The sequence below is a fragment of the Halorubrum trapanicum genome, assembly GCF_002355655.1.
In the GTDB taxonomy this organism is placed as follows: domain Archaea; phylum Halobacteriota; class Halobacteria; order Halobacteriales; family Haloferacaceae; genus Halorubrum; species Halorubrum trapanicum_A.
The window spans coordinates 2018224-2030189 of sequence record NZ_AP017569.1; the positions used below are offsets into that span (position 1 = coordinate 2018224).

The following is an 11966-nucleotide window of genomic DNA, read 5'->3' on the forward strand; positions in this document are numbered from 1 at the left end:
ACCCCCGCGCAAGCCCGGGTATGGAGACCAGAGGCACGTTCGCCCCCGAGACCCGCGCCGACGCGCTAGAACGCTATGAGGAGGTCGGCCCCGTCGCGCAGGTGGTTGTCCGCGAGGCGACGAAGGCGATGTCGTTCGACGCCGACGAGTACGACGAGCGCGTCACGCCCGAGGTGATCCGGACCGCCCGCGACGCGACGTTCGCCGAACTGCTCGCCGTCCACGTCGGCGAGGGCGACGAGTTCGACGCGTGGCTCGCCGACAGCGAGTTCGACGACGAGGACGTCGTGCGGATCGGCTCCGACAACGTCGACAACGTCGTCTGGCACCCGGTCCCCTTCGCGGGCACCGTGATCGCGGCGACGTACCAGGAGGAGCCGGACGCGGCGGCCAGCACCCTCAGGCGTAACGCCTTCGGGCGCGTCTACCGTGAGGAGTTCTACGAGTCCGGCCGATAGCGCGCCGCGCGAATCGCGAAGCGACCGCTCACCGAAACGAACGAAACCGAAGAATCGGACCGCGAGCGTCGCCGACGGCGACGCGGCGAGAAGTTCGAACCCTTACAGGCGGCCGACGTTCTCGACGGTGACCGACTCGACGTCCTCGACCTGCGAGAACGCCTCCTCGACGGCCTCCGTGCCGCCCGCGCCGTCGGGGACGATGACGGTCGGCAGGAGCGCGACCAGCCCGAACGCGACGTCGTCGCGCTCGAAGCCGCGGATCTTCGCGCCCTCGGGGAGGACCTCCTCCAGACGGTCCTGGAGGTCGTCGAGGTCGACCTCGGGGCTGTTCGGCATGACCTTGATCTTGGCGGCGACGTCGCCCATCTTACGGCCCCCGGAAGCCGCAGTCGTGGCACTCGTAGAGGTTGCTCTGCTTCCGGCACTTCGCGCACCGGTAGATGGTGGCGCCGCAGTCCGGACAGGAGAACCGCGCGGCGTTCATGCCGGACACCTGAATCCCACAGGAGACGCACTGCGGGGTGGCTTGAGAGTCGCTCTGGCTCATACACGTACCTACCGGCGGCGACTTTTAACCGTTGTTCTTTCCGCCGGAACGCGCCGTGCGCCCCGGTACCGTGCCGCTCGACCATCGATATCGAGGCGGCGAGGGCGGACCGCCGAGCCTCCCCGTCGACGGCTCACCCGACGATCAACGGGCCGATCAGCACGCCCATCAGGTGGACGCGTCGGGCGCCGACCCGCGGCGGGACGAGCCCCAGCGCGCCGGCGACGAGGAGGACGCCGACGCCGAACGCCCCGGCGAACGCGTACGACACGAGCGCGAGCAGTCCCAACACGCCGACCGAGAGCCGGGTGTAGTCGGCGTTGCCGACGATTCGGAGGTACGGATCGCCGACGAGCACGACCAGGGCGAACCCGAAGCACGCGGCGGTCGCGGCCGCGACGACCAGCATCGGCAGCGCGAACGGCACGCCGGCCCGGTCGATCGCGACGGTGACGCCCGTGCGCGGCGTTCCGAGCGCAACCAGCGCGAACAGCGCGAAGATGGTGTTCGCCGTGCTGGCGCCGCTCGTCGCCACGACGAACCCGCGGTCGGCCGACGCGCGCGGCACCGCCGGCATCGCGGCCACGGCGGCGATGGCGGCCGAGACGCCCGGCACGTACCCGACCACCGCGCCGGCGAGCGAGCCGGCGCCCGCGCTCGTCCCGAGGTCGCGCGCGCGCATCGCGATCCGGGGATCGGCCTGCGGCGGGACCCCCTCGCCGCCGAGCGCGTCGACGAGGACCGGCACGCCGAACAGCCCGGCGAACAGCGGCGCGAGGACGCCCCCGGTCGACAGCGGCGCCGCTGGGTCGGCGTCGAGCGTCGCGAACCCGAGCGCGGCGCTCGCGAGGAAGGCGACCAGTCCGCCGACCGCGGCCCGGCGCGACGACTCGGTGAGCACGAGCAGGGCGACGACGCCGCCGAGCAGCAGCGGGAGGTGCGCGCGCATCGCCGGGTACCACCGCGTCATCAGCCACGTTATCGGGACCGCGAGCGGCACCGCGAGCGCGACCGCCAGCCCGGAACCGAGTGCGGAGAGGCGGACCGCCTCCCGGCCGCGGCCCGCGATCACCAGCCGATGACCGGGGAGCGCGGCGACCGCGGTCGCGGCGTCGGGCACACCCAGCGCGAGCGCGGGAACGATGTCGAGAAAGGAGTGGACGACGCCGGCGCCGAGCATCGCGACGCCGACGAACAGCGGGTCGGCCGGCACCGACGGGGCGAACCCCGCGAGAAGCAGCGCGAAGTTGTTGGCGTGGAGCCCGGGGACCAGCCCGCTCGCGGTCCCGAGCGCGACTCCGCCGAGCAGGAAGGCGAGCGCGCCCGCCGCGAATGTCGGATCGACCACCGGCCGCACGAGCGCGTCCATCGAGACGGGATGGCCGCGGCTCCGGACTTAAGGTGTCGGGGGTCGAGCCCGTCGGCAGGACCAGCGGCGAGTCGAACCGGGCGGTTACGCGTTCTGCGCGGCCTGCGACTTCTTCTGGGTGACGTAGCCGGCGATCCGGTTGCGGACGCCCTTCGACTCGACGGTCGTCAGCGCCGTGACGCTCTCCTTGTTCGTCTCGAAGTCCGTGTTGAACGAGTCGGGGTACCGCTCCAGCAGGGCGTTCCCGAGCTGTTTGATGTACTTGGGTTTGATGGCCATACCGAGCGATACCGGAGGGCCGAACTAAAAGGGTTCGTTCCGCCGCGAGCGGCCGCGAGCCGTGAGTCGGCGGCGGTGTTCGTCCCGACTCGTCACGTCTCGTCCGCGCGCTCGCGCCACCCGGTCGCCTCGTCGATGCGCGCGAACGCCTCGCGCTCGGCCGGGCCGCCGCAGCGCTCGACCACGTCCGCGAAGTAGCGGAGGCGTTCGAGCAGTTCGGCGGTGTCGAACGCCGGCACGTCGAGCCGCGAGGCGGCCACCGTGGCGTCGACGACCGCGCCGAACCCGCGGTTGACGGTCGGCACGCGCTCGCTCACGACCGCGGACTCGACCGGCGACAGCTCCCACGTCCGAACCGTGGTGTCCCCCTCGGTCTCGGCCGCGACCTCTTCGGCGTCGACCTCGACCCACGCGTCGGCGCTCGGTAGCACCGGGTCGTCGACCTCTGTGACCGTCAGCGCCGCGTCGACGAACGTCCGCGGGTCGACGGTGAACTGGACGACCCCGCCGCCGCGCTCCGCGAAGTTCCGCCACGTGCGGGTGCGCCCGTAGGTGCGCGCGGTGACGGGACTTTCGGGTTCGCCGTCCGCGTCCGTCTCGGGCGCGTGGAGCCCAAGGGCCGCGACGTTCCACCGGTCGTTCGGCCCGAGCGTCGTCACCGCGGACTCAGTGACGCCGCGGAGTGCGACCGGCCAGCCGTCGGGGGCGACGCCCTCGAACTCTCTCGGCTCGTCGCTCCCGTCGCCCTCGTCGTTCACGGCGCCACCTCCGCGCCGCGTCGGAGCGCGACGAACAGCGCCGCGCAGGTGAGGTCGGCCGTCGTGCCGGGATTGATCCCCTCGGCGACGAACTCCTCCGCCAGCGACTCCGCGGCGTCGAGATCGGCGCCGCGGACTACGTCGGCGTCGACCCCGGAAACGTCTCCCACCGGACCGCTCGGATCCCCCTCGGGCTCCAGAATCGCTCTCGCCCGCCCGCTCGCGTCGCGGGCCGTCTCCGCCCCCTGCGTCGACGCGACGAGCGTGTCGGGCTCCGCGGCGAGCAGCCCGAGGAACGCCCGCGCCGCCCGGTCGGCGAGCGGCCCCTCGTCGGTCAGGATCCACTCGGCCGCGCGGAACGTCCGCGGGAACCCCTCGACCCACTCCGCGGCGTTGCGGTCGGGGACGCGGTCCGGGTCCTCCGTGGTCTCGGGGTCGCCGGGGTCGGCCGACAGCGCCATGACGTCGCGCAGGGTCGTCCCGCGCTCCCGGAGCGCGGGCTCGGCGTCGCTCCCGAGGCGCACGTCGAGCTCGTCGGCGCCCGGCGGCGGGTCGTCGACCGCGACGTCGACGGCCTCGAACGCGCGGTAGAAGGCGACCGCGTCCTCGACGGTCGTCGCCCGACAGACGGAGTCGACGCCGTCGGGCGAGAGCTCCCGATCCGGATCCGCGGCCGCCCGCGCCAGCGGGATCAGAAGCAGCAGGCAGCCGAACTGCGTGTTCGTCCCGGCGCGGTCGGCCATCCCTCCCACGGCGCGCTCGAACGCGTCGCCGACGCCGGGTGGATCGCCCGCGGTCCCTCTCGTCGCCGCCAGTTCGAGGCCCGGCCGCGCGCCGACCGCGCCGCCGAGGAACGCCTCGAACCGCAGGTCCGCGAGGTCGCGGCGCCGGTCGACGTTCCCGGGCTTCGGCGTGCCGGCGACCTCCACGAGGAGCGCGAGCGTCGCGTCGTCGACCGGATCGGCGGCCGCTCCCCGGCGTCGCTCGTTCCGGGTCACGGCCGCGCCTCCGATTCGAGACCGGTCTCGTCGCCCCGGTCCCGCAGCGCTTCCGCCCGCCACTCCTCCACCGCGTCCGCGACGCGCGCGAGGACGGGCGGGTCCTCGGTCGGGCGCCCGACGCTCACCGCGTCGGCGCCGTGCGCGGCGTACTCGGCGACCGTCTCGCGGCCCCGGACGCCGTTGTTCGCGACGAGCGTCAGGTCGGCGAGATCGCCCCTGTCGCCGCTCACGACCCCCGCGTCGATCGTCGCCGCGAGGTCCGCGATCACCGCCTCCGAGTCCATCGCGTCGACGTGGAGCCAGTCCGCGCCGGCGGCCGCGACGCGCTCCGCGACGGCGACGAGGTCGACGCCGGGGACCTCCGCGCGGACCTTCACGCTCGTCGTCGCGCCCGTCTCGGCGGCCGCGGCGACGTACCGGGCGAGGCGGTCCGGCTCGCGCAGCAGCGACTCGCCGCAGCCGACCGCGCGCAGCTCCGGCTGCCGGCAGTGGGCGTTCACCTCGCAGACTGCGCCGCGGTCGGCGCAGACTTCGGCGGCCGCTCGAATCGGCTCCGGCGTCGCGCTCCGGACGTTGACGCCGGGCCTGACGGGCGCGTCGGCGAGCGCGTCGAGCTGGTCGGCGACGAACGCGAGCGGGTCGGCCGGAAGGAACTCGGACCGGCCGCGCGCGACGAGGTCGCGGGCCGCGCCGCGGCTCGCCGGGTCGAGCGCGACGCCGCCGAGGAGCGCGACGTCGACGTGCTCGGCCGCGTCGCGGGCCCACGCGGCGTCGGCGGCGCCGCTGAGGCTCGCGGCGACGAGGAAGGGATCTCGCGTCACTCCGCGCCCTCCCGCGGCGGCGCGTCCGCCGCGTCGCCGCCGGCCGCGTCGTCGGCGACCGCCGCCAGCGCACGCTCGCAGGCGCGAGCGACGCGCTCGGCGTCGTCCGCGTCGTCTATCCGGGTGTCGGTGCGTTCGACGTGCCGCTCGGGGAGTTCGGTCGGGTCGTCGTCGTCGAGGACGAACGCGTCCGCGAAGGGATACGAGTCGGTCACGCCCGCGGTCGAGGGGTCGCGGCCGACGCCCGCCATCAGGTCCGCGGCCGGCCCGGAGAAGGCCTCGTCGCCGACGAACGGCGAGACGGCGACGACGGGCGTCTCGCGGAGCGCGCGCTCGAACCCGGGCAGCGCCAGCATCGGCCCGATGCTCGTCACGGGGTTCGAGGGGCCTATCACGACCGGCTCCGCGAGCGCGTCCAGCACCGCGTCGGTCGGCTCGGCGTCCGCCGCGCCCCGGAACTCCACGTCGGCCACCGGCGGCTCGCCGCGGCGCGCGACCCAGTACTCCTGGAAGTGGAGCGTCTCGCCGCCCTCGGTGTGGACCAGCGTCGCCACCGGGTCGTCGGACATCGGGAGGAGGTCCACGTCGAGGTCGAACGCGTCCGCGAGGGCCCGGATCGCCTCGGTGAGCGTGTGCCCCTCGTCGAGCAGGCTCGTCCGCGTGAGGTGGACCGCGCGGTCGCGGTCGCCGATCTCCATGAACTCGCCGACCGCAGAAAATCGCCGCCAGCGGGCCATCTCGCGGCCCGCGGTCTGCGCGTGGTCGTCGAGGTACCGGGGGCCCGTTCCGAGTCCGACCTCGTCGGCGAGCCGCCGCAGCTCCTCGTGGGTCGCGGTGGTGTCGCCGTCGATCCCCCACCACGTCTCGCGGTCGAGGACGCCGCCGCCCGCGAACAGCACGGTGTCGACATCGGGGCAGACCAGGTGCCCGCCGAGCTCGATGTCGTCGCCGGTGTTGGCGACGACCGCGGTCTCGGCCGGGTCCCATACCCGGGCCGCGCCGTCGAGGAGCTTCGGCGTGCCCGTCCCCCCGGCGAGGAAGGTTACCATACCGGCGCAAGGCGACCCCCGGATTTGTATCCTCGCCTCCGCGCTCGACGAGCCGGATCGAGGCGAGGTCGACGGCGTCATTTATAAGTCACCGACGACGCGCCATCGATCTCCGCGGTCGGCGCGTGCCTCCGAGTGGCCGCCTTTGGCGGCCGCGAGGAGCACGCGCGAGGGAGTCGGCCGACTGGAGCGAAGCGGAGGGAGGCCGACGAGGCTGGGGAGGCGTGAGGTGCGGTCGCTGTGCGGGGCGGGACTCGAAGGGGCAGCCGCGAGGCCGCCGTAGGCGACGTAAGCACCGTAGGGAGCGAGTGAAACGAGCGACTGAGGAGCGCAGCGAGCGTACGGCGGCCTCACGGCTGGGGCTTCGGCGGTGTTCGTCGGCGATCCGCCAGTAGCCATTTATAAGCTCGCGGCTGGGGATTTGGGGGAGTTCGCCGCCGATCCACTGTCAGTTATTTATAAGCGAGCGGCTGGGGCTTCGGCGGTGTTCGCCGCTGATCTGCGGCATCTCATTTATAAGCGATCGACCGGGACTTTAGACGTGGTCGCCGCCATCCCCTAAAAAACCGGTTCGACGGAATACACCTGAGAGTCGACACCGAAACGAGATCTGAAAAATACCGAAACCGATCAGGTGGCGATCCGACGAAATTCGACCGGAGCTCCGCTTACGCCAGCTCGTCGATCTTGTCGACGACGGCGTCCGCGAACTCGCTGGTCGCGAGCTTCTCGCCGCCCTCGATCTGCCGGTGGAGGTCGTAGGTGACCTTCCCGGAGGCGATGGTCTCCTCGACGGCGTCGCGCACGAGGTCCGCGGCGTCCGACCAGCCGAGGTAGTCGAGCATCTCGCGGCCCGAGAGGATCATCGCGGTGGGGTTCACCTTGTCCTCGCCGGCGTACTTGGGCGCGGAGCCGTGGACCGGCTCGGCGAGGCAGCGGCCGTGACCGAAGTTGGCGCCGGGCGCGATGCCGAGGCCGCCGATCTGCGCGCCGGCGGCGTCGGACATGTAGTCGCCGTTGAGGTTCATCGTCGCGATGACCTCGTACTCGTCCGTGCGGGTCAGCAGCTGCTGGAGCATGTTGTCCGCGATGCGGTCCTTCACGACGAGGGTGCCGTCAGGCCGCTCGCCGTCGTGCTCCTCCCAGAGCTGGTCTTCGGTGATGACGTCCTCGCCGTACTCCTCCTCGGCGACCTCGTAGCCCCAGTCGCGGAACGCGCCCTCGGTGAACTTCATGATGTTCCCCTTGTGGACGAGGGTGACCGAGTCGCGGTCGTTGGCGAGCGCGTAGTCGATCGCCTCGCGGACGAGGCGCTTCGAGCCGAACTCGGAGATGGGCTTGACGCCGATGCCGACCGGGCCGTCGTGGATGACGTCCGCGATGCCCATGTCGTCTTCGAGGAAGTCGCGTACCTGCTCGACCTCGTCGGTGCCGGCCTCCCACTCGACGCCCGCGTAGACGTCTTCGGTGTTCTCGCGGAAGGTGACCATGTCCATCTCCTCGGGGTTCTTGACGGGCGACGGGACGCCTTCGAGGTGGTAGGTCGGGCGGACGTTCGCGTACAGGTCGAGCGTCTGCCGGAGCGCGACGTTCAGCGAGCGGAACCCGGCGCCGACCGGCGTCGTCAGCGGCCCCTTGATCGCGACGCGGTGGTTGCGGATCGCCGAGACGGTGTCCTCGGGCAGGTTCTCGTCGTACTTCTCGCGGGCGCTCTCGCCCGCGTAGACGCGCATCCACGCGATGGATCGGCCCGTCGCCTCGGCGGCGGCGTCGAGCACCTGCTGCGCGGCCGGCCCGACGTCGGTGCCGATCCCGTCGCCGTGGATGATCGGAACGATCGGATTAGACGGGACGTTCAGCTCGCCGGTCTCCTCGTCGGCGAGCGTGATGGCTTCGCCGTCGTCGGGGACGTCGACCTTATCGTAGCTCATGAACGTTCGTGGATTCAGTTGGGCCCCTAAAGTGCCTGCCGTTTTCGGCGTGAGCGTCGCGCTCGCAGCGCTTGCCGGTTCTCGACCGCGGGTACGTTCCGAACCGGTCGCCGCCCTCCCGGCCTCAGACCGGCTCCACCTCGACGTCGAACATCGACCGCCAGCGGTAGCGGCGCCCGCCCCAGACGAACGTCCGACGCGCGAGTGCGTACGCCATCAGCGGCGGGGCGAGCAGGACCCCGGGCGCCGCGAGCAGGAACGTCGCCCGAGAGATTCCGAACCGGGCGTACGCGGCGCCCGCCAGCGCGGTGACGAGCGCGACGCCTGCGAACGGCGCGAACAGACAGAGCGCGGCCATCGCGACGCCGAAGACGGCGTTGAACGCGGTCGCCCGCGGCGCGTGGTACCGGGTGATCGTGAAGAATCGGACGAACCGCTCCAGCGAGCCGCGGAGCGAGCCGCCGGCCTCGACGTAGCGCGTCCGGTCCGCCGCCGACACGTCGAGGTGTTCGGTGAGCGTCCCGTCGTCGCTGACGGTCCGACGGAGGTCGCGACGGAACGCCGCCTCTCCGTCGCGGAGGTCGTCCCGCTCGAATATCACCGCGCCGCCCCACGCGACCCCGGCCGCGAACACCGCGAGCGTCCCGCCGATGACGTACGCCGGCTCGAACAGCCGGGCGAGGGGGTCCTCCCCGACGAACACCGGCACCTCCGTGGTCGGCCCCCGCCGGTCGTAGTCCGCGTCGAGCGTCGCCAGCCAGTCGGCGGGATGGTGAAAGTCGTCGTCGGTCCACGCGATCCGGTCGTTCGCGGCCGCCTCCATCCCGGCCGCAATGGCGTTCGCCTTCCCGGAGCAGCCCGCCGGCTCGCCGGCGATCACGACCCGGACCCGGTCCGGGAGGTCGCCGCGCCGGTCCGCTACGGGGTCGTCCGGGGTGTCGCAGATCACGAGCAGTTCGTCGGCCGCGGGGTCGCCGTCGAACTCGCCGCCCTCGTCCCCGTTCTCGCCGGCGAACGCCTCCGGGCCGCGCAGCTGCCCGACCATCTCGTCGCACGCGTCGGTCCAGCGGACGGTCGGGAGCAGGACCGACACCGGCGTCGGCCCCGTCGACGATGCGGTCGGCTCCGAATCGGTCACGCCGTGCGCTTCGTCCGGTTCACGGATAAACGACCACGGTCGAGCCGCGGCTCACGACTCCGGACAGGGGCGCGTCCCGAGCTCGTCGACTCGGGTCTCCCCGGTCTCGACGTCGACGTCGACCGCCGAGACCGAGACGGACCGGACCGACCCGCCGTCGCCCGCCGCGGCGAACCCCGCCGCGCGGTCGCAGAGGTGCGCGAGCAGCGGGTCGACGCGGTCCGGATCGGGGTCGTCCGCGAGCAGCGTGAGGAACTTCCGCCAGCGCGCGGTGGGGTACGCGCGGGCGTCCGAGGGCGGGCGGTCGCGAGCGACGCGGTCGCCGTACAAGGCGTCGATCCGGTCGCCGTCGGCGGTCGTCGCGGTCGCCATAACGAGCGCGTCGGTCGCGGGCGGCCTCGGCGCGAACATGTCCCAGCCGCTCTCCGTCGGATCGGACACCGACGCGACCGCCTCGGGCGTCTCGACGAGCCCGAGTGCCATCCCGTTCCACGCGACGAGCGCGACGAGGAGGACCGCGGCGACGACCGGGGCCGCCGGCGCAATCCGATCGCGGATCCCCCCGACCGAGCCGCCGCCGTTGGAGGTGCCTTCGGGCACCAACCGACGCGCTGTGTAGTCCCCGAAGCGGTCGGCCGCCGGAGCGGCCGCCCCCTCGATCCGGTCCCAGACGAACGGCGGGAAGAACGGCACCAGGGCGGTCACGGAGATCACCGAGAAGACGCCGATCTGGAGCGTGAACGCCATCGAGAGGTGCGCCGCGAACAGCGCCCCCGCGAGCGCGGCCCGGACCCGCCCCGCGGCCGCGACGAGCAGCGGCGAGGCGACGACGAGCGCGAGCCAGCCGTAGGTCGCCGCCGAGAGCAGCGCCGGCCACTCGGGAACGAGCCCGCCGAGCGGGCCGTGGAGGTAGGTGAGCCGGAAGACGCGTTCGACCGCCTCGCCCGCGGGCCACGTCGTCCCGCGGAGCTTGACGACCGCGTTCGAGACGTACACGACGACGACGAGCGTCAGGAGGAGCGCCGAAGCGGGACCGGCGACGCGGTCGACCGCGCCCGTCCCCGTCGACTCCGAGGAGCCGCGACGCCGGACCGCGTCCACCGACCAGCGGGCGCCGAGCGGACAGAGCAGTCCGGCGCCGAGCAGGTAGACGAGGAGGGTGTCCCCGGCGTTGAGGACGAAGGGGTTCCGCGCCTGGAGCGACGCGAGCAGGGCCAGCGAGACGGCGGTCGCGAGGCGGGTCCGGTACCCGATCGCGAGCGCGGCGGCCGCGACGGCCGCGAGGAGGAACAGCAGCGAGACGGCCCACGACTCGCCGGAGACGGCGTGGAGCGAGAGGCGGGCGGCGAGCGGGTACGCCTCGGCGAGCGCCGCGCGCGGGAGGGCGCCGGCGTCGGTGTAGAAGGCTCCGAGGTTCCGCGCGCGGAGCGCGAGGTCGACGAGGAGGACGACGCCGAGCGCGATCCGGAAGGCGGCCAGCGCGCGCGGGTCGATCCCGAGGCGACGGCGGAGCGCGGCGCGGAGGCGGGAAACCGCGCGGGACCCGGCGTCGGCGCCCGCGGCGTCGGCGGTCGTCACGATGCCCCCGGATCGCCCGGCGGCGAGGATAGGTCTTGCGGCGCCGCGCGCGCAAGCCGACCGACTCCCCGCGGTCGCCGCCGGCTTCCGGACGCTTATGTGGTCGCCGCGGGTCCCACCGATATGCGAGTCATCGTCCACGGCGGCGCCGGCGGCGCGCCGGACGACCCGGAGCCCAGACAGGCGGTCCTCGACGAGGCGGCCGCGCGCGGCGCCGACGCCGCCTCGCCGCTCGACGCGGTCGAGTCCGCGGTCGGCGTCCTCGAATCGGACCCCCGGTTCAACGCGGGCGTCGGCGGCGCGGTCCAGTCCGACGGCGTCGTCCGCACCGACGCCGGCGTGATGACCTCGGACCGCGAGGTCGGCGCGGCCTGCTCGATGCCCGGCGTCGAGCACGCGGCGCGCGTCGCCCGCGCGGTTCACTCCGAGACGCCGCACGTCTTCGTCTCGGGCGAGCACGCGGTCGACCTCGCCGCCGACTTCGGCGTCGAGACCGGCGTCGACCTCCTCACCGACGAGAAACGCGAGCGCTACGAGGCCGAGGACCCGCCGCGGGGGTCGCCCCGCGAACACCTCGACTGGCTCGCCTCGCGGTTCGGCTCGGGCGACGACCAGGCCGGGGAGCGCTCGGAAAACGAAGCCCCCGACCACGACACGGTCGGCGCGGTGGCGACCGACGGCGACTCGTTCGCGGCGGTCACCTCAACGGGCGGCCGGTCGTTCGCGCTCGCCGGACGCGTCGGCGACGTGCCGCAGGTCGGCTCGGGCTTCTTCTGTACCGAGGCCGGCGGCGCGAGCGCGACGGGCGCCGGCGAGGACATCGCCCGCGTCACGCTCTCGCGGCGCGCCGTCGACTTCCTCGACGACGGCCTCGACGCGCGGGCCGCGGCGGACCGGGCGATCGAGGAGTTCGAGGAGATAACGGGGTCGGGCGCCGGCGTGATCGTCCTCGGGGAGGAGGGCGCCGGGAGCGCGTTCAACACGGACGGGATGCAGACGAGCGCGGCCGAGAAGTAGTCGCCGCGCGGGGGTCG

The 11966-nt window shown here is 73.4% G+C and carries 13 protein-coding genes; 2 read left to right on the forward strand and 11 right to left on the reverse strand.

Annotation, left to right across the window (positions count from 1 at the left end; genetic code table 11):
* Positions 1-20: 20 nt before the first annotated feature.
* Entirely contained in the window at positions 21-458 is a 438-nt protein-coding gene (locus tag CPZ01_RS09795; RefSeq protein ID WP_096394570.1) for a DUF5809 family protein, read from the forward strand.
* A 102-nt stretch (positions 459-560) separates the two neighbouring features.
* Here the strand turns inward: CPZ01_RS09795 and CPZ01_RS09800 are convergent, their stop codons facing one another.
* The 11 genes from CPZ01_RS09800 to CPZ01_RS09855 form a co-directional block, all read right to left on the reverse strand.
* Positions 561-827, reverse strand: coding sequence for an elongation factor 1-beta (locus CPZ01_RS09800; RefSeq protein WP_096394572.1), 267 nt, complete (start codon positions 825-827; stop codon positions 561-563).
* 1 nt (position 828) lies between these two features.
* On the reverse strand, positions 829-1008 hold the full coding sequence (locus tag CPZ01_RS09805; RefSeq protein WP_017343870.1) for an HVO_2753 family zinc finger protein: 180 nt from the start codon (positions 1006-1008) through the stop codon (positions 829-831).
* Between the two features lie 133 nt (positions 1009-1141).
* Positions 1142-2377, reverse strand: a complete 1236-nt coding sequence (locus tag CPZ01_RS09810) for a tripartite tricarboxylate transporter permease (protein ID WP_096394574.1) — start codon at positions 2375-2377, stop codon at positions 1142-1144.
* 84 nt (positions 2378-2461) lie between these two features.
* The gene (locus CPZ01_RS09815; RefSeq protein ID WP_053770576.1) at positions 2462-2656 is read right to left on the reverse strand and encodes a 30S ribosomal protein S17e; all 195 of its coding nucleotides are present in this window, start codon (positions 2654-2656) and stop codon (positions 2462-2464) included.
* A gap of 92 nt (positions 2657-2748) precedes the next feature.
* On the reverse strand, positions 2749-3414 hold the full coding sequence (locus CPZ01_RS09820) for a DUF447 domain-containing protein (RefSeq protein ID WP_096394576.1): 666 nt from the start codon (positions 3412-3414) through the stop codon (positions 2749-2751).
* Positions 3411-4412: a triphosphoribosyl-dephospho-CoA synthase gene (locus CPZ01_RS09825; RefSeq protein ID WP_096394578.1), complete on the reverse strand. Its 1002-nt coding sequence runs from the start codon at positions 4410-4412 to the stop codon at positions 3411-3413. The genes CPZ01_RS09820 and CPZ01_RS09825 overlap by 4 nt, the downstream gene beginning before the upstream one ends.
* A complete protein-coding gene (locus CPZ01_RS09830) occupies positions 4409-5236 on the reverse strand; it encodes a tRNA-dihydrouridine synthase (protein WP_096394580.1) in 828 nt (275 codons plus the stop codon). Before CPZ01_RS09830 ends, CPZ01_RS09825 begins: the two co-directional genes overlap by 4 nt.
* A complete protein-coding gene (cofD, locus tag CPZ01_RS09835; protein WP_096394582.1) occupies positions 5233-6285 on the reverse strand; it encodes a 2-phospho-L-lactate transferase in 1053 nt (350 codons plus the stop codon). Before cofD ends, CPZ01_RS09830 begins: the two co-directional genes overlap by 4 nt.
* Positions 6286-6953: 668 nt before the next feature.
* Positions 6954-8216: an isocitrate dehydrogenase (NADP(+)) gene (gene icd / locus CPZ01_RS09845; RefSeq protein WP_096394586.1), complete on the reverse strand. Its 1263-nt coding sequence runs from the start codon at positions 8214-8216 to the stop codon at positions 6954-6956.
* A gap of 124 nt (positions 8217-8340) precedes the next feature.
* Positions 8341-9354, reverse strand: a complete 1014-nt coding sequence (locus CPZ01_RS09850; protein ID WP_096394588.1) for a glycosyltransferase — start codon at positions 9352-9354, stop codon at positions 8341-8343.
* 51 nt (positions 9355-9405) lie between these two features.
* Entirely contained in the window at positions 9406-10932 is a 1527-nt protein-coding gene (locus CPZ01_RS09855) for an HTTM domain-containing protein (protein WP_096394590.1), read from the reverse strand.
* Between the two features lie 123 nt (positions 10933-11055).
* Between CPZ01_RS09855 and CPZ01_RS09860 the strand changes: the two genes are divergently transcribed.
* On the forward strand, positions 11056-11949 hold the full coding sequence (locus CPZ01_RS09860; RefSeq protein ID WP_096394592.1) for an isoaspartyl peptidase/L-asparaginase: 894 nt from the start codon (positions 11056-11058) through the stop codon (positions 11947-11949).
* Positions 11950-11966 lie beyond the last annotated feature (17 nt).

Bases quoted from the DNA above. Each gene is read 5' to 3' on its own strand.
- CPZ01_RS09860 (WP_096394592.1), top strand. From the start codon at position 11,056: ATGCGAGTCATCGTCCACGGCGGCGCCGGCGGCGCGCCGGACGACCCG.
- icd (WP_096394586.1), bottom strand. From the start codon at position 8,216: ATGAGCTACGATAAGGTCGACGTCCCCGACGACGGCGAAGCCATCACG.
- CPZ01_RS09815 (WP_053770576.1), bottom strand. From the start codon at position 2,656: ATGGCCATCAAACCCAAGTACATCAAACAGCTCGGGAACGCCCTGCTG.
- CPZ01_RS09795 (WP_096394570.1), top strand. From the start codon at position 21: ATGGAGACCAGAGGCACGTTCGCCCCCGAGACCCGCGCCGACGCGCTA.
- cofD (WP_096394582.1), bottom strand. From the start codon at position 6,285: ATGGTAACCTTCCTCGCCGGGGGGACGGGCACGCCGAAGCTCCTCGAC.
- CPZ01_RS09810 (WP_096394574.1), bottom strand. From the start codon at position 2,377: ATGGACGCGCTCGTGCGGCCGGTGGTCGATCCGACATTCGCGGCGGGC.
- CPZ01_RS09805 (WP_017343870.1), bottom strand. From the start codon at position 1,008: ATGAGCCAGAGCGACTCTCAAGCCACCCCGCAGTGCGTCTCCTGTGGG.
- CPZ01_RS09800 (WP_096394572.1), bottom strand. From the start codon at position 827: ATGGGCGACGTCGCCGCCAAGATCAAGGTCATGCCGAACAGCCCCGAG.